This window comes from Aeromonas sp. MR19, from assembly GCF_963899305.1.
GTDB classification, from domain to species: domain Bacteria; phylum Pseudomonadota; class Gammaproteobacteria; order Enterobacterales; family Aeromonadaceae; genus Aeromonas; species Aeromonas bestiarum.
In genome coordinates this window covers 88,828-105,938 of record NZ_CAWQWZ010000052.1, presented here as the reverse complement: position 1 = coordinate 105,938, position 17,111 = coordinate 88,828, and the positions used below count along the sequence as shown (strand labels likewise).

Genomic DNA, 17,111 nt, shown 5'->3' with positions numbered 1-17,111 from the left:
AAGCCATTGATTTTAAAAACACTAACTTATCTTTAGAATATTTACTTAAAGTTGAGCGCTTTTCGATATCGCTGCCATTCGAAGCTGCCCCCCGGATCCGTCTTGCGCCCTGGCGCTATATCACAATGGCCGACAATTCGCTGTGCCGTAATGGCAGGGTAATGGCTGGATATGGTTCGGCTGAGCCCCGCCAGCACCTCATATTGCGCATCGCTGTAGGGCAGCTCATCGGTTCCCTCCAGCTCGATGCCGATGGAGAAATCGTTGCAGGCCTCCCTCCCCTCCCAGCTCGATATCCCGGCATGCCAGGCACGTGCGCCAAACGGCACGTATTGCACCAGCTCGCCATCGCGCCGGATCAGGCAGTGGGCCGAGACCCGCAACTGATGAATGTCGGCGAAGTAAGGGTGCGCCTCGGGGTCCAGCCGTCCCATGAAGAGATCGTCGATCCAGGGCCCACCAAACTCCCCCGGCGGCAGGCTGATGCCGTGTACCACCAGCAGGGATATATCGTCCAAACTGGCTCGCTCGTTGTGGTGCGGTGACGGGACCTTGCGGGCCTGCTCACACCAACCGTCTGAATCAATGGAAAAAACTGTTTTAGGCTGGGTCATCATCTACTCGATCTGCAATGGAATGACGCATGGGATAAAGCCGGATGGGCAACCAAGCGATCCACCTCTCAGGCTCGTCGCAATCGTCTCAATCCCCCCAGGCAACTGTGATAGGCTGGACCATCTTCTGCTCAACTCTGGAAAGGATATGCACCCGATGGCACGCCGCTTCTGGTTGCTGGCCTGGCTCTCTCTGATGGGGCTGCTGACCCTCTATTTTCACGCCCGCTCGCAACCCACAGTCACCGCCAGCGGCGAACTGCTGCTCAAGGCCGATGCCAGCGGCCACTATCGACTGGAGGGTGCCATCAACGGCCAACCGGTGCAACTGCTGCTGGACACAGGGGCAACCCGGGTCACTGTGCCACGTCAGGTGGCCGAGCGCATCGGGCTGAGCCCCAACGGCAACAGCCTGGTCAACACGGCAGCAGGCACTATCCAGGTGCAGACCGGCCAGATTGAAACGCTGGTGATGGGTCCGCTGACCTTGTACGATTTGCCCATCTATATCAATCCGGCGGCCGACGGGGACGAGATCCTGGTGGGCATGAATGCCCTGGGCCGGCTGGAATTGCGCCAGAAAGACAGACAGTTGCTTCTCAGACCCTTGCAGGAATAACAGGCATGTTACAACAGGACATCCGCCGCGCCGTGCGCGCCGCACTACTCGAAGACTTAGGTCAAGCCCTCACCACGCTGGACCAACCGGATGCCAGCGCCGATATCACGGCCCAGCTGATCCCGGCGGATCGCCTGGCCAGCGCCCGGGTCATCACCCGCGAGGCTGGCGTATTCTGTGGCCAGCCCTGGGTGGATGAGGTGTTCGTCCAGCTCGGTGGCGAGGTAAAAGTGGAGTGGTTGGTACAGGATGGCGAACTGCTCTCCCCCAATCAGGAGCTGTTCCGCCTGCATGGCCCGGCCCGCGTGCTGCTGACCGGCGAGCGCAACGCACTGAACTTCGTACAGACGCTCTCCGGCGTCGCCACCCTCACTGCCCGCTACGTGGCCGAGCTGGCGGGCACCGACTGCCGCCTGCTCGATACCCGCAAGACCCTGCCGGGGCTGCGCAGCGCCCAGAAATATGCCGTGACCTGCGGTGGCGGCAAGAACCACAGAATCGGCCTGTTCGACGCCTACCTCATCAAGGAGAACCATATCCTCGCCTGCGGCGGCATAAGCGAGGCCATCAGCGCAGCGCGCCGCCTCAATCCAGGCAAACCGGTCGAGGTGGAGGTGGAATCCCTGGCCGAGCTGGAACAGGCGCTGCTGGCCGGCGCCGACATAGTGATGCTGGACAACTTCGATGTGCCCATGATGCGCGACGCCGTGGCCCTCAATCGGGGCCGTGCCAAGCTGGAGGTATCCGGCAATGTTACCCTGGACACGCTTGCAGATTATGCCGCCACCGGCGTCGATTTCATCTCGGTCGGGGCGCTGACCAAGCATGTGCGGGCGCTGGATCTCTCGATGCGCTTTGTCTAGTCGGGGAGGTGTCACAATCGCAGGATGGCGCCGGTGACATATAACAAGATGAAGGACTTGCAAAAGGCGCCACGGGCGCCTTTTCTTTATGCAGGATCCCTCAGCAAAGGAGTGTGATGATGGACCCAGTCCCGCCAGTTAAAAAGAGTCGATAGAGACTCTTTGTCTATGATTTATATCAAGTTATCAGTAAATGATAGAAAAGTGGTTAACAAAGGCCACAACCTCTGTTGCCAAGCCGGACAGCTCGGATAAGATATTGACGTGTGGATAGTTTTCCACCGGCACTTCCCAGGAACCAAGGACAAAAGGATATTTGACATGAAGAAACAATCAGGCTTTACCCTTATCGAATTGATGATCGTGGTCGCGATCGTCGCCATCCTGGCGGCCATTGCACTGCCGGCGTATCAGAACTACACCAAAAAAGCGAAAATGACTGAGGTTGCATCTGCGACGGGTAAGTACAAAACCTCCATTGAGGTGTGTGTACAAACTAAAGGTACTGCATGTGTCCTTGCTGATATTCAAAGTGGGGCAGTCACCGCTGGTAATATCACCACAGCCGTCACCGGTGGCGGTACGAATGCCTGGGTCGTCACCTCAGCGCCAAAAGATGGCACCGTGTTGGCGCCCTTAGCGACCACCGATACGACTATTTTAACCAGTTCAGCGCCCACAAATACTGATCCATTAACTTGGGCTTTGACCTGTGCTGCTGGTGCTGCCGACTACTGTCCGGCTAAATAATGACCTCTAGCCCCAATAGCGGCCTGGCGTTAAGCCTGGCCGCTTCTTCCCTGCTCAGTGAGTCCGACTCACAGCGCTACCTGAGCCAAGCCAAGGCCCAGCGCAAGCCCTTTGTGACCTTTCTGATAGAAAACGAGATCCTCGACAGCAAGGCGCTGGCGGATTTCTGCGAGCTGGAGTATGGGGTACCTCTGCTGGATCTTGCCGCCTTCGACCTGGCCGAGATCCCGCAGAAATACCTCAATCAGAAGCTGATTGAGAAACACCATGTGCTGCCCATCTATACCCAGGGCCATACCCTCTATATTGCCATGTCGGATCCGACCAACGTCTCGGCGCTGGAGGATTTCGGCTTCAGCTTCGGGCTGCATACCGAGGCGCTGCTGGTCGAAGAGAACAAGCTGACGACCGCCATCGGCAAGCTGCTGGAGAGCGATCAGGATGCCCTCGGCATGGAGGACATCGACGAGTCCGAGATCTCCGAGCTGGAAGTCGCGGACGAAAACTCGCGACTCGATGAGAGCGTCAACACCGCCGATGACGATGCCCCCATCGTCAAATACATCAATAAAATCATGATGGATGCCATCAAACGTGGCGCATCCGACCTGCACTTCGAACCCTATGAGACCAAATACCGCATCCGCTTTCGGATCGACGGCATATTGCACGAAATCGCGACACCACCGGTCAATCTGGCCAACCGCTTCTCCGCCCGTCTCAAGGTCATGGCGCGGCTCGACATCGCCGAACGGCGGCTGCCGCAGGATGGCCGCATCAAGCTGAAGCTGTCTCGCAACAAGTCCATGGACATGCGGGTCAACACCCTGCCCACCATGTGGGGAGAGAAGATCGTCATCCGCTTGCTGGATTCCTCGGCGGCGCGGCTCAACATAGAGCAGCTCGGCTTCGACGACCGGCAGAAGGCCCAATATCTGCGCGCCCTCTCCAAGCCGCAGGGGATGATCTTGGTAACAGGCCCCACCGGCTCGGGCAAGACGGTCTCTCTCTATACCGGTCTCAATATTCTCAACACCACGGAGGTGAACATCTCCACCGCCGAAGATCCGGTGGAGATCAACCTGCCAGGCGTCAATCAGGTACAGGTCAACCCCAAGGCGGGGCTGACCTTCGCCAGCGCCCTGCGCTCCTTTCTTCGCCAGGATCCCGACGTGGTCATGGTGGGGGAGATCCGGGATCTGGAAACCGCCGAGATCGCCATCAAGGCTGCCCAGACAGGCCATCTGGTGCTCTCCACCCTGCACACCAACTCGGCCGCTGAAACCCTGACCCGCATGATGAACATGGGGGTGCCCGCCTTCAACATCGCCTCCTCAGTGACCCTGATCATGGCCCAGCGGCTCGCCCGCAAGCTGTGCGATCACTGCAAGGCCGCCGAGGTGGTACCCGAAGCCGAGCTGCTGGAGCTGGGATTCACCCAGCAGCAGCTGGCCGCCGGACTGCGCCTGTTCAAACCCGTGGGGTGCAAGGATTGCTCGGGCGGCTACAAAGGGCGGGTCGGTATCTACGAAATCATGCTAATGTCTGAAAACATTGCAAAATTGATTATGCAAGGTGCCAACTCTCTGCAAATTGCGGCCATTGCTCAAAAAGAGGGGATGCGCACTCTGCGTATATCCGGTCTTGAGAAGGCTCGTATTGGAGTAACCAGCCTGGCAGAAATCAATCGGGTGACCACCAACTGACAGTGCATATCGATCGAGCTGATTCATCCAGGTGTCGCCAAGCCGGCGCCCCTGAGGATTTCCATCAGGCCAAGGCAACCCGCATAGCAAGGTATTGAGCGGGATACCAGAGCCCAATTGCAGGACGCAGTGATGGCAACGCTAACGCAGAAACAGAATGCCCCCAAGAAAGTCTTCGCCTTCCGCTGGAGCGGAGTGAACCGCAAGGGCCAGAAGGTCTCAGGTGAATTGCAGGCCGACAGTATCAACACGGTCAAGGCTGAACTGCGCAAGCAGGGCGTCAACGTCACCAAGGTGAGCAAGAAGAGCCAGGGGTTATTCTCCAAGGGCGGCGCCAAGATCAAGCCGATGGATATTGCCATCGTCTCCCGTCAAATCACCACCATGCTCTCCGCTGGCGTCCCCCTGGTACAGAGCCTGCAGATCATAGCCCGCAGCCACGAAAAAGCCTCGATGCGTGAGCTCATGGGGCAGATCGCCGCCGACGTGGAAACCGGCACCCCCATGTCCGAGGCGCTGCGCCGCCATCCCCGCCACTTTGATGCGCTCTATTGTGATCTGGTGGAGGCGGGGGAGCAATCCGGTGCGCTGGAGACCATCTATGACCGCATCGCCACCTATCGGGAAAAGTCGGAAGCGCTCAAGTCCAAGATCAAGAAGGCGATGTTCTATCCGGCCATGGTCATCCTGGTCGCCATCGTCGTCACCTCCATACTGCTGCTGTTCGTCATCCCGCAGTTTGAGGACATCTTCAAGAGCTTCGGCGCCGAGCTGCCCATCTTCACCCAGTTTGTCATCGGCATCTCCCGCTTCATGCAGCATTGGTGGTATGTCATCTTTGGCGGCACAGCGTTCGCCATTTTCCTCTATGTACGGGCATGGCGCGCGTCCCAGAAGGTCAAAGACAACACCGACAAGTTCATCCTCACCATACCCGTGGTCGGCATGATACTGCACAAGGCGGCCATGGCCCGCTTCGCCCGCACCCTCTCCACCACCTTCTCGGCGGGCATCCCCCTGGTGGATGCGCTGATCTCGGCCGCCGGTGCTTCAGGGAACTATGTCTATCGCACCGCCGTCATGGCCATTCGCAACGAGGTGGTCGCCGGCATGCAGATCAACGTGGCCATGCGCACAGTGGATCTCTTCCCCGACATGGTGATCCAGATGGTGATGATCGGCGAGGAGTCAGGCGCCATCGATGATATGCTCTCCAAGGTCGCGACCATCTTCGAACAAGAGGTTGATGACTTGGTCGACGGCCTCACCAGCTTGCTCGAGCCCCTCATCATGGTAGTGCTGGGGGTACTGGTTGGTGGCATGGTCGTGGCCATGTACCTGCCCATCTTCAAGCTGGGAGACGTAGTAGGCTGATTCACGAGGGTATGCGCTCACAACGCATGCCCTTCCCCCCATTTAATGACAGACGGTTGGTTATGACACTTCTCCTCGAGCTGGCACACGGCTTGCCTTGGCTCTATCTCTCGCTGGTATTTCTCTTTTCCCTGATGATCGGCAGTTTTCTCAACGTGGTGATCCATCGCCTGCCCATCATGCTGGAACGGGAATGGCAAGCCGAATATCGCAGCTACTTCAACCCTGATGACGAGGGAGTCGACGAGCCGCCCTACAACCTGATGGTGCCACGCTCCTGCTGCCCCCACTGCAATCACCCCATCACGGCACTGGAAAACATCCCCCTGCTGAGCTGGCTCTGGCTCAGGGGTCGCTGCCGAGGCTGCCAGGCTCCCATATCGGCCCGCTATCCGCTGGTCGAGCTGCTGACGGCGCTGCTCTCGGTAGCCGTTGCCATGACACTCGCACCCGGCTGGGGCACGTTGGCGGCCCTGCTGCTGACCTGGGTACTGGTGGCACTCACCTTCATCGATCTCGACAAGATGCTGCTGCCGGACCAGCTCACCCTGCCCCTGCTGTGGGGTGGGCTGCTGTTCAACTTGCTGGGCGGTTTTGTGTCGCTTGGCGATGCGGTGATCGGCGCCATGGCCGGTTATCTGGTGCTATGGAGCCTCTATTGGGCCTTCAAGTTGCTCACCGGCAAGGAGGGCATGGGTTATGGCGACTTCAAGCTGCTGGCCGCGCTGGGCGCCTGGCTGGGCTGGCAGGCGCTGCCCATAGTGCTGCTGCTCTCCTCCCTGGTTGGCGCCTTCATGGGCATAGGCCTGATCCTGCTGCGCAATCACCATCAGAGCAAACCCATTCCCTTTGGCCCCTATCTCGCCATCGCGGGCTGGATTGCGCTGCTGTGGGGCAATAGCATCACCCGCTGGTACCTCACAAATTTCCTCTGAGAAAAAGGGTGTTCTGAGCCATGTATGTAGTTGCAATCACAGGTGGCATCGGCAGCGGTAAAACCACCATAGCCAATCAATTTGCCGAGCTGGGCATAGACGTAGTGGATGCGGACGTCATCGCTCGCGAAGTCGTGGAACCCGGCGCCCCTGCCCTGGCCGCCATCGCGGCCCATTTTGGCCCGGATGTTATCGCCGCTGATGGCCAGCTCGATCGACGCAGCCTGCGGGAGCGGGTATTCAGCGACCCGGACGCCAAGACCTGGCTCAATGCCCTGCTCCACCCCCTGATCCGCCAGGAGATGCTGCGCCGGTGCGCCGCCGCTCACTCCCCCTATTGCCTGCTGGTGGTGCCGCTGCTGGTGGAAAACAAGCTCACCGGCCTTGCCAACCGGGTGCTAGTGATCGACGTGGACGAGGCGACCCAGATTGAGCGAACCTGCCGTCGGGACGGCGTGAGCCGGGCACAGGCGCAGGCCATTCTGGCCGCCCAGGCGAGTCGTGCGGAACGGCTCGCAGCAGCCGATGACGTGCTGGATAACAAAAATGGCGCACCCGAGACCATAAAGCCGCGTATTTTAGCGCTGCACGAGACATATATGGCATTTGCCTCTCAACAAGCCAGCCAAGTGTGAGTACACTAGGCCGGTTTATGGCTGGCCAGGATTAGGCATGATTTACGATTTCCCCCTCAATGAAAAAAGCCGGACCTATCTTCGTCTGGAGTCCCTGTTTTCCCAGATCCGCGACAATCTGGAGAGTGACCAGTCCTGGGCACACATCGCCTTCTTCAAGGGGCTGTTCGATCTGCAGGAGCTGCTGGAACGTGGCGATCTGCGTGCCGATCTCATCAAGGATCTGGAACGTCTAGGCCAGCGTCTGAGCCACTGGGCCAGCCTGCCAGATGTCGACCTGGAGCAGATCAAGCAGATGCAGCAGGAGAGCACCCAACTCTCTCGCAACCTGCTCAGTGCCCCGCGTCCCGGTGCCAGATTGAAAGAAGATCGGCTGCTCGGCTCCATCCGCCAGCGCTTCTCCATCCCTGGCGGTCTGTGCGCATTCGATGTGCCGCAGCTGCACCACTGGCTCGGTACCCCGGCTGTCGCTCGCCATCAGCAGATGCAGCTGTGGCTCAGCGACATCAACCTGCTGATGAATGCCATCTCCCTGCTGCTGCGGCTGTGGCGCGAGTCCGGCAATTTCAGCGATCAGATCGCCACCAACGGTTTCTTCCAGGATACCGCCGAGAGTGCCGAGCTGATCCGGATCCGCCTGCCAGGCGCCCAGCAGTGCTATCCGACGCTGAGCGGCCACAAGAACCGTTTCGCCCTGCGCTTCCTGCCAACCACGGAGCAGCAGATTGGCGATGTCCCCTTCCAGCTCGCCTGCTGCTAAGGAGCAAGAATGGTCACCAAGATAAAATGCCCGACCTGTAAAACCGAGCTGGAGTGGGGCCCCCAGAGCCCGTTCCGGCCCTTCTGTTGCAAACGCTGCCAGCTGATCGATCTGGGCGAGTGGGCCAACGAGGAGAAACGCATCCCGGGCCCCATCAATCCGGATCTGCTGCCTTACCCGGAAGAGGGTGAGCAGTGGCAATGAGCCGCGCACAAAAAAGGGCCTGCAAGGCCCTTTTTTAATCGTCGTCATATCCGCGCGACTCAGCTACACCGCATCAGGTGGTCAGAGAGGCTTGCAGCCGCGCCACGATAGGACCGTTGGCATCCGGGAACCGGTATTCATGCAGCGACACCAGCGGCACCCACAGACACTCCTGCCCCTCCTTGCCGAACGGCTCGCCGCTGAAACGGGTCACCTTCCAGATATCCAGCAACACCTGCTTCTCCGGGTAGTCGTGGTGCAGCTCCATGAAGGGGGCACAATCCAGCACCCGGATGCCAATCTCTTCCCACAGCTCCCTGTCCAGCGCGGTGAGCAGGTCTTCCCCCGCCTCCACCTTGCCACCCGGAAACTCCCAGCGATCGCCCTGATGGCGGTCTGAAGAGCGCTTGGCGATGAAGATGTCGCCCCGTTCATTCTCGATGACGCCAACCGCCACCCAGAGCCGTTTTTTCTGTTCCATCTCTATTACCTCTGTCACTTGCTGCCACGGTATTCATCGCCACTAATAACAAAGCGGGCACTGGGCCCGCCTTGTGATGGCATCGGATCGATCAGGTCAACTGACCGTGGCAGTGCTTGTATTTCTTGCCGGAGCCGCAGGGGCAGGGATCGTTGCGCCCGACCTTCTGCTCGTCCCGCACGAAGGTGGTGTGACCCTCTTCGGCAGCGGCCTCTTCATCGGCCAGCTGGCTCTCTGCGGCGGCATGGGTATAAGTGTGGGGAGCGGCTTCAGCCTGTTGACGCTGCTGTTCTTCCAGCGCCTCCACGTCACGACCCTGCACCTGTACCCGGCTCAGTATGCTGACCACGTCGCGCTTGAGGGTTTCCAGCATCTGGGTGAACAGATCGAAGGATTCGCGCTTGTACTCCTGCTTGGGGTTCTTCTGGGCGTAACCGCGCAGATGGATGCCCTGACGCAGGTGATCCATGGCCGCCAGATGCTCCTTCCACAAGCCATCCAGGGTTTGCAGCATCACGGCTTTCTCGAAGTTGCGCAGCACATCGATACCGACCATCTCCTGCTTGTGGGCATAGAGCTTGGTGGCCTCTTCCAGAATGCGCTCGCGCAGCTTCTCTTCATACAACTTGTCATCTTCCGCCAGCCACTGCTGCAGCGGCAGATCCAGTGCGAAGTCAGCCTTCAGGCGCGCTTCCAGACCGGGCACATCCCACATCTCTTCCAGAGACTGGGGCGGAATGTACTCGTCGATCACGGCGCCGTAGACGTCGTCACGGATGACGTGAATGGTGTCGGAGATATCGTTGGTGTCCAGCAGCTCGTTGCGCTGCTCATAGACCACCTTGCGCTGGTCATTGGCCACGTCATCAAACTCGAGCAGGCTCTTGCGGATGTCGAAGTTGCGACCCTCCACCTTGCGCTGGGCGTTTTCGATGGCCTTGGTCACCCAGGGGTGCTCGATGGCTTCGCCCTCTTCCATCCCCAGCTTCTTCATCATGCCGGTGACACGATCGGAGGCGAAGATCCGCATCAGGGTATCTTCCATGGAGAGATAGAAGCGGGAGGAACCCGGGTCGCCCTGACGACCGGAACGACCGCGCAGCTGGTTGTCGATACGACGGGATTCGTGGCGCTCGGTACCTATGATGTGCAGACCACCGGCAGCCAGCACGGCATCGTGGCGGATCTGCCAGGCGGCCTTGATTTCGCTGATCTGGTTGTCGCTCGGATTCTCCAGCTGGGCAATCTCTGCCTGCCAGTTGCCACCCAGCACTATGTCGGTACCACGACCGGCCATGTTGGTCGCTATGGTGACGGCGCCGAGTTGACCCGCCTGAGCGACTATCTCAGCTTCCATGGCGTGGAACTTGGCGTTCAGCACCTTGTGCGGGATCTCTTCCTTGGTCAGGATGCCGGAGAGCAGCTCCGAGTTCTCGATGGAGACGGTACCGACCAGTACCGGCTGGCCCTTGGCCACGCACTGACGAATATCTTCGATGATGGCGGCGTATTTCTCATTGGCGGTCAGATAGACCAGATCGCCCATGTCTTTGCGCACCATCGGCTTGTTGGTCGGGATAACGACTGTATCCAGGCCATAAATCTGCTGGAATTCAAAGGCTTCGGTATCCGCAGTACCCGTCATGCCCGCCAGCTTGTCATAGAGACGGAAGTAGTTCTGGAAGGTGATGGAGGCCAGGGTCTGGTTCTCGTTCTGGATCTTGACCCCTTCCTTCGCCTCGACAGCCTGGTGCAGACCATCGGACCAGCGACGGCCCGGCATGGTGCGACCCGTGTGTTCGTCAACGATGACGATCTCGTCTTTTTGCACTATGTAGTCGACGTTGCGCTCAAACAGGGTGTGGGCGCGCAGACCGGCGTTGACGTGGTGCAGCAGGCTGATGTTGGTGGCGGAGAACAGGGAGTCCTCTTCTGCCAGCAGGCCCTCTCGCTTGAGCAGCTCTTCCACGAAGATCTGGCCGTTTTCGGTCAACAGGGCCTGACGGTTCTTCTCGTCAACCGTGTAGTGACCTTCACCCGTGTACTCCTCGGTGTCTTCCTTGTCCTGCTTGATCAGCTCGGGGATCAGCTTGTTGACCTGGATATAGAGGGCTGAGCTGTCTTCGGCCGGACCGGAGATGATGAGCGGGGTACGGGCTTCATCGATGAGCACGGAATCCACCTCATCCACCAGCGCATAGTTGAGCGGACGCTGCACGCGCTGCTCCGGCGAAAACGCCATGTTGTCGCGCAGGTAATCGAAACCGAATTCGTTGTTGGTACCGTAGGTGATGTCGGCGGCGTAGGCGTCACGCTTCTGGGACGCATCCATGCCAGGCACGTTGCAGTCGACCGTCATGCCGAGGAAGGTGAACAGGGGGCGGTTCGCCTCGGCATCACGCTTGGCCAGATAGTCGTTCACCGTCACCACGTGCACGCCGCGACCGCTCAGGGCGTTCAGATAGGCCGGCAGGGTCGCGGTGAGGGTCTTGCCTTCACCAGTCTTCATCTCGGCGATGCGGTTGGAGTTCAGCACCATGCCACCGATCAGCTGCACGTCGAAGTGGCGCATGCCAAACACCCGGCGGGAGGCTTCACGCACGGTGGCGAACGCTTCCGGCAGCAACTGCTCCAGCGTCTCACCCTGCTCCAGACGCTGACGATATTCAGCTGTCTTGGCCTGCAACTCCTGATCGGACAGGGCCTCGAGCTGAGGCTCCATCGCATTGATCTGTTTTACAATTTTGCGCAAAGCCTTGAGCGTTCTGTCGTTCCGGCTGCCGATAATCTTGGTGAGCAGTGTGCTAATCATGGGTACCAACTATTTCTGGTTATATAAGTGTTCCGTCACTGGAACCTGGAGAAAAAAACCTAACCCCGTCTGGCATTAAGAAAGCGTGCGGGGTTGACCTGACGACCGTCTTTCAACACTTCGTAATGCAAATGGACCCCGGTCGCGCGACCGGTGCGTCCCATCAAGGCAATCTTCTGGCCCTCATCGACCAGGGTGCCCACTTCGACCAGCAACTTGGAGTTGTGGGCATAGCGGGTCACCAAACCATTGCCATGGTTGATCTCCACCATGTTGCCAAATTCCGGATGACGGCCTGCCCAGCTGACGATGCCCGGGCCCGTGGCCAGGATGGGAGTGCCGGGCTTGCCACGGAAATCCACCCCTTTATGCATCTTGGCGCGACCGTTGAACGGATCAACCCGACCACCGAAGCCAGAGGAGACCCAAACTCGCTCCTGCTTGACCGGCGAACCGGAAATAAAACCGGCATCGGTTATATGGTGATTCATGATGAAAGATTCAAGTACCGACAGCTGCTCTTCACGACTGCTGAGCTGCTGGCTGAGATGCTTCATGGAATCCTGCAGCTCGTTGAGGCTGACTTCCAGATCCGCATCATAGGAAGGGCCGCCCATGGGGGGCAACTCCTTGAAATTGAACTCCTCGGGATCCAGGTCTGCCTTCTCGGTCAGCCGCTCGCCGAGCGCATTGAGACGACCCAGCTGCCCCTGCATGGTGCCCACCTGGGCGGCCAGCATGGCAAGCTGTTCGCGGGCTTCATCGGCCCCTTGCGTGGATTTTTGCTGTTCGGCCATGGCCAGCGCGACTTCCAGCGCCTCCATTTTCTGGTGCCAGCTCTGCCAGAGCCAACCACCACCCAGGGCCAATACAGTGAAGAGGATACCGCCGACCCAGGCCAGACGTTGTTTGGGTAAGTGCAACTTGCGTCGCTGCTTGCCGTTGAGGATCAGGGTAATGCTCATAGAAATCAGTCTGCTCGGTCAGGTGAGGCCAGGAGCCAGCACGGGGAATAAAACCGGGAGATAATCGGTATTAAAGGATGGAGTAAACAAATGACGGAACGTCGGTGCGGAGAGAGGACCGACGTTCCGTTGCACAGCTATCAGGCCAGAACCAGACCGTTATCGTAGTAAGCGATGGGCGCTTTGTCGCCCTCACCCTCGAAGGTCACCAGTTCCCAGGCCTCCTGCTTGGCCAGCAAGGCACGCAGCAGCTTGTTGTTCAGGGCATGACCCGTCTTGTAGGCACGGAATTCGCCAATGATGCTGCGGTTACACATGTACAGGTCACCGATCGCATCCAACATCTTGTGTTTGACGAATTCGTCTTCATAACGCAGACCATCTTCGTTCAGTACCCGATAGTCATCCAGCACCACGGCGTTTTCCAGGCTTCCGCCCAGCGCCAGATTCTGGGAACGCAGGTACTCGATGTCACGCATGAAACCGAAAGTACGGGCACGACTGATCTCTTTCACGAAAGAGGCACCGGAGAAATCCAGCACGCAACGCTGATTGCGTCCTTCAAATACCGGATGCTGGAAGTCGATCTCGAGATCCATTTTGAAGCCGTTGCGATAGGGGTGGAATTCCGCCCACTTGTCGCCGTCTTCAACCCGGATGCTCTGCTTGATCCGCACAAACTGCTTGGCCGCATTTTGCTCACGGATGCCGACTTCTTGCAGCAGGTAGATAAAGGGGTGCGCACTGCCGTCCATCACCGGGATCTCGGGCGCGTCAACCTCGACATAGAGGTTGTCGATCCCCATCCCGGCCAGCGCGGCAGAGAGGTGCTCAATGGTAGAGACACGGACACCGGCTTCGTTGACCAAAGCGGTACAAAGCACGGTATCACGCACCTGATCGGCATTGGCTGGCAGCGCTACCACAGGATCAAGATCGGTACGCAAGTAAACGATCCCTGTGTTAACAGGCGCCGGACGGAACGTCATTGTGACTTTCCGGCCCGAATGCAGGCCCACACCGGTGGCCTGGACACTCGTTTTCAAGGTTCTTTGTCTAATCATGGGCGTATCCGCTTAACAGCTCATATTCCGGACCAGATGGTCGTTGGCAGGCCATCTTAGCACATTCCTTAAGCAACAAACAAACTAGTGCCATTAGAGGCTTAGTCAGCTTGCTTGCGCAGGAACGCAGGAATATCGAGGTAATCCGGTTCGCGACGAGCTTGCGGCTCGGCGTTGACCACCTTGGCCGGAGCCTCTTCCATCACGCGAGACTGCAGGGCTTCGCTGATCAGGGGCTGACGGGCCGGACGCTCTTGTACCATGTTGTTCTTGACCAGCGTGATGTCGGGCTTGCGCTCGGCACCGATACCGGTGGCAACCACGGTCACACGCAGTTCGTCGTGCATTTCCGGGTCGATTACGGTACCCACCACCACGGTGGCGTTCTCGGAGGCGAAGGCCTTGACCGCGTTACCCACGGTTTCGAACTCTTCGATGGTCATGTCCATGCCGGCGGTGATGTTGACCAGGATGCCACGGGCACCGGCCAGATCCACGTCTTCCAGCAGCGGGCTGGAGATGGCTTTCTCGGCCGCTTCTTCGGCACGGTCATCACCGGAGGCGGAACCTGTACCCATCATGGCGGTACCCATTTCACGCATCACGGTACGTACGTCCGCGAAGTCGACGTTGATCAAGCCCGGACGGGTGATCAGCTCGGCAATGCCCTGTACCGCACCCAGCAGCACATCGTTGGCTGCCTTGAAGGCGTCCAGCAGGGAGATGCCACGACCCAGCACCTTCAGCAACTTGTCGTTGGGGATGGTGATCAGGGAGTCGACGTTCTTGGACAACTCTTCGATGCCGTGGGCGGCGAAGCCCATCCGCTTCTTCCCTTCGAAGGAGAACGGCTTGGTTACGACAGCAACTGTCAGTATGCCCATCTCGCGGGCCACTTCGGCCACGATAGGCGCAGCACCTGTACCTGTACCACCCCCCATGCCGGCGGCGATGAACACCATGTCGGAACCGGTCAGCAGCTCACGCAGCGCTTCCCTGTCTTCCATGGCCGCATCACGACCCACTTCCGGATTGGCTCCGGCACCCAGACCCTTGGTGATGCCACCGCCGATCTGCAGGGTTGTGTTGGCACTGGAGTTACGCAGAGCCTGGGCGTCGGTGTTGACGGTAATGAACTCGACACCTTCGATGTTTTGACGAACCATGTGCTCGACCGCGTTACCGCCGCCGCCACCCACACCAATCACTTTAATGACGGCTTCGTCAGTGTGGCTATCCATAAATTCAAACATGTTGTCTCTCCGCTTTATTTGCCTGACTCAGCAAAATTCTTAGAACTCGCCACGCAGCCAGTTGCTAACCCGTTTGACCAGGCCACCGACGCTTGCCTTGGCGGCATATTCTTTGTTGCTACCAGTGGCTTGATGGGTGCGGCCATACTGCAGCAACCCGACCGCAGTCGAGTACACAGGCGCCTGCACGTAATCACTCAAACCACGTATGTTCATGGGCTCTCCTACCCGGACCTGGCTCTGGAATATCTGCTCTGCGCACTCCACAATGCCTTCGATCTGGGCAGCGCCGCCGGTCAAGACCACACCGGCAGCCAGCTGATGCTTGACCCCCTGCGCTTTCAATTCGCTTTGTACCCGCACCAGCTCATCATTCACCATGGAGAGCAACTCGGTGTAACGGGGCTCAATCACTTCGGCCAGTGTCTGCCGTTGCAGGCTACGCGCCGGACGACCGCCGACACTGGGTACTTCAATATTGTCTTCCTTGCTGACCAGACGGCCGAGGGCGCAGCCGTAGCGCACCTTGATCGCTTCTGCGTCCAGCGGCGGTGTGCCGAAGGCGTAGGCGATGTCGCTGGTCACAGTGCTGCCGGCGTACGGGATCACCTTGGTGTGGCGCAGGGCACCGCCGGTAAACAGCGACATGTCCATGGTACCGCCACCTATGTCCACCACGCAGACACCCAGCTCTTTCTCGTCTTCGGTCAGCACGGCATAGCTGGAAGCCAGCGCGGAGAAGATCAGCTGATCCACCCGCAGACCGACTTTCTCCACACATTTCTCAATGTTGCGGGCCATGTCGTTGTGGCAGGTGATCAGGTGCACCTTGGCGGCCATCCGGACCCCGGACAGACCGACCGGGTTCTTGATGCCTTCCTGATAGTCGATGGCAAACTCCTGGGGCAGCACGTGCAGCACCCTCAGCTCATCGGACAAGCGCACCGATTTGGCGGTGTGGATGACGTTGTCCACGTCCTCCTGAGTCACCTCCTCATCGGAGATGGGCACCATGCCGGTTTCATTGCGGCAATCGATGTGCTTGCCGGACAGCCCCAGATACACGGAGCTGATCTGGCAGTCGGCCATCATCTCGGCCTCTTCCACCGCGCGACGCAGGGACTTGACCACGGAATCGAGATCGTTGACCCCGCCCTTATCCATGCCACGAGAGGCGTGACTGCCCATGCCGATGACATTGAGCTCACCGTCTGGCAGCACTTCGCCAACCAGAACCGCCACCTTGGTTGTGCCGATATCCAGTCCGACAATCAGATTTCTATCTGCGGTTTTGGTCATTCACTTTCTCTTCGTTCTTCTTCCAGCCAACTGCCATTCCGGTGTCGTATCGAAGATCCACATAAGCAACCTGCTCACGGGGTTCGATGATCGGAAAAGCATCGATAAACCGCTGCAGTCGAAGCGCTATATCCGAGCGCCCCAAAAACAGCTGAATGTTGCCATCCAGGGTCAGTTCCCAGGCATGGCGGGGAGTCAGATTCACTCCCAGCAGCTTGTATCCCTTGGCCGCCAGCTGCGCCTCGTACTGACGGCTGGCTTCCAGTACCTTGACGGCCTGATCTTCCGGCCCGGATAGCTGCATCAGGGGGCTCTTCACCCTGTCCGGCGCACTGAACACCTCACCCTTGGTGTTGACGAAGCGGTTGCCATTCCAGCGTGCCGCTACCGCCTGCTCGGTGAGATAGACCTTGATCTTGTTGGGCCACTTCTTGCGTACAGAGACCTGGGCCACCCAAGGCAAGGCGTTCAATCGCGCCTGCAATTCGTTTACATCCAGCTCGAAGAAGTTACGCAGCTCGGCACCATCCAGCACGGCGTTACGCAACTCGTCGGTCTGCAAATACTGGTGTTGCCCCTGCAGCAACAGCTCGCTCATGGGCAACCGATTGGCATCCGTCAGCCAACCTTTAACATCCAGCGCTGTCTGGTAGAAGCCCCACATGACCAGGATGAAAAATCCCACCCCTGCAATGAAGCCACCCTTGGTGCGCCCTTGTGCCCTTGCCTCCACCCGATCTTTCCCCGTTTAACGCGCCATGCCGGCCCTTTGCAGAC

General features: G+C 58.9%; 17 protein-coding genes. 9 read left to right on the top strand and 8 right to left on the bottom strand.

Features of this window, described 5'->3' with window-relative positions:
* Nucleotides 1-41: 41 nt before the first annotated feature.
* Nucleotides 42-614: a 1,6-anhydro-N-acetylmuramyl-L-alanine amidase AmpD gene (gene ampD / locus AACQ95_RS20065; RefSeq protein WP_241279572.1), complete on the bottom strand. Its 573-nt coding sequence runs from the start codon at nucleotides 612-614 to the stop codon at nucleotides 42-44.
* A gap of 148 nt (nucleotides 615-762) precedes the next feature.
* On the opposite strand from ampD, the gene AACQ95_RS20060 reads away from it, so the two are divergent.
* The 9 genes from AACQ95_RS20060 (at nucleotide 763) to yacG (ending at nucleotide 8,460) form a co-directional block, all read left to right on the top strand.
* Nucleotides 763-1,233 carry a retropepsin-like aspartic protease family protein gene (locus AACQ95_RS20060; protein ID WP_181003660.1) on the top strand — a complete coding sequence of 157 codons (471 nt, stop codon included), beginning with the start codon at nucleotides 763-765 and terminating at the stop codon, nucleotides 1,231-1,233.
* 5 nt (nucleotides 1,234-1,238) lie between these two features.
* The gene (gene nadC / locus AACQ95_RS20055; protein WP_241279570.1) at nucleotides 1,239-2,096 is read left to right on the top strand and encodes a carboxylating nicotinate-nucleotide diphosphorylase; all 858 of its coding nucleotides are present in this window, start codon (nucleotides 1,239-1,241) and stop codon (nucleotides 2,094-2,096) included.
* A 321-nt stretch (nucleotides 2,097-2,417) separates the two neighbouring features.
* Nucleotides 2,418-2,846 (top strand): prepilin-type N-terminal cleavage/methylation domain-containing protein, encoded by a 429-nt coding sequence (locus AACQ95_RS22645; RefSeq protein ID WP_241279568.1) that lies wholly within the window; start codon nucleotides 2,418-2,420, stop codon nucleotides 2,844-2,846.
* Nucleotides 2,846-4,552 carry a PilB family type IVa pilus assembly ATPase TapB gene (tapB, locus tag AACQ95_RS20045; RefSeq protein WP_241279566.1) on the top strand — a complete coding sequence of 569 codons (1,707 nt, stop codon included), beginning with the start codon at nucleotides 2,846-2,848 and terminating at the stop codon, nucleotides 4,550-4,552. The genes AACQ95_RS22645 and tapB overlap by 1 nt, the downstream gene beginning before the upstream one ends.
* A 132-nt stretch (nucleotides 4,553-4,684) precedes the next feature.
* Complete coding sequence (locus AACQ95_RS20040; RefSeq protein WP_098981882.1) at nucleotides 4,685-5,926, top strand: type II secretion system F family protein; 1,242 nt, start codon at nucleotides 4,685-4,687, stop codon at nucleotides 5,924-5,926.
* 62 nt (nucleotides 5,927-5,988) lie between these two features.
* Nucleotides 5,989-6,861, top strand: coding sequence for a type IVa prepilin peptidase/methyltransferase TapD (gene tapD / locus AACQ95_RS20035; RefSeq protein ID WP_241279563.1), 873 nt, complete (start codon nucleotides 5,989-5,991; stop codon nucleotides 6,859-6,861).
* 20 nt (nucleotides 6,862-6,881) lie between these two features.
* Nucleotides 6,882-7,496: a dephospho-CoA kinase gene (gene coaE, locus AACQ95_RS20030; protein WP_241279562.1), complete on the top strand. Its 615-nt coding sequence runs from the start codon at nucleotides 6,882-6,884 to the stop codon at nucleotides 7,494-7,496.
* Nucleotides 7,497-7,533: 37 nt separating this feature from the next.
* Nucleotides 7,534-8,256 (top strand): cell division protein ZapD, encoded by a 723-nt coding sequence (zapD, locus tag AACQ95_RS20025; RefSeq protein WP_043139926.1) that lies wholly within the window; start codon nucleotides 7,534-7,536, stop codon nucleotides 8,254-8,256.
* Between the two features lie 9 nt (nucleotides 8,257-8,265).
* Nucleotides 8,266-8,460, top strand: coding sequence for a DNA gyrase inhibitor YacG (gene yacG / locus AACQ95_RS20020; protein WP_042039030.1), 195 nt, complete (start codon nucleotides 8,266-8,268; stop codon nucleotides 8,458-8,460).
* Nucleotides 8,461-8,533: 73 nt separating this feature from the next.
* On the opposite strand, the gene mutT is transcribed toward yacG, so the two are convergent.
* The 7 genes from mutT to AACQ95_RS19985 form a co-directional block, all read right to left on the bottom strand.
* Entirely contained in the window at nucleotides 8,534-8,941 is a 408-nt protein-coding gene (gene mutT / locus AACQ95_RS20015) for an 8-oxo-dGTP diphosphatase MutT (RefSeq protein ID WP_241279560.1), read from the bottom strand.
* A 91-nt stretch (nucleotides 8,942-9,032) separates the two neighbouring features.
* Nucleotides 9,033-11,753, bottom strand: a complete 2,721-nt coding sequence (gene secA, locus AACQ95_RS20010; RefSeq protein WP_241279558.1) for a preprotein translocase subunit SecA — start codon at nucleotides 11,751-11,753, stop codon at nucleotides 9,033-9,035.
* A gap of 59 nt (nucleotides 11,754-11,812) precedes the next feature.
* Complete coding sequence (locus AACQ95_RS20005) at nucleotides 11,813-12,718, bottom strand: M23 family metallopeptidase (protein WP_042868002.1); 906 nt, start codon at nucleotides 12,716-12,718, stop codon at nucleotides 11,813-11,815.
* 140 nt (nucleotides 12,719-12,858) lie between these two features.
* Nucleotides 12,859-13,782 (bottom strand): UDP-3-O-acyl-N-acetylglucosamine deacetylase, encoded by a 924-nt coding sequence (gene lpxC, locus AACQ95_RS20000; RefSeq protein WP_043139938.1) that lies wholly within the window; start codon nucleotides 13,780-13,782, stop codon nucleotides 12,859-12,861.
* A 101-nt stretch (nucleotides 13,783-13,883) separates the two neighbouring features.
* Nucleotides 13,884-15,035, bottom strand: a complete 1,152-nt coding sequence (gene ftsZ, locus AACQ95_RS19995) for a cell division protein FtsZ (protein ID WP_005305686.1) — start codon at nucleotides 15,033-15,035, stop codon at nucleotides 13,884-13,886.
* Between the two features lie 39 nt (nucleotides 15,036-15,074).
* A complete protein-coding gene (gene ftsA / locus AACQ95_RS19990; protein WP_042867998.1) occupies nucleotides 15,075-16,334 on the bottom strand; it encodes a cell division protein FtsA in 1,260 nt (419 codons plus the stop codon).
* Nucleotides 16,315-17,067 (bottom strand): cell division protein FtsQ/DivIB, encoded by a 753-nt coding sequence (locus tag AACQ95_RS19985; protein WP_172955262.1) that lies wholly within the window; start codon nucleotides 17,065-17,067, stop codon nucleotides 16,315-16,317. The genes ftsA and AACQ95_RS19985 overlap by 20 nt, the downstream gene beginning before the upstream one ends.
* Nucleotides 17,068-17,111 lie beyond the last annotated feature (44 nt).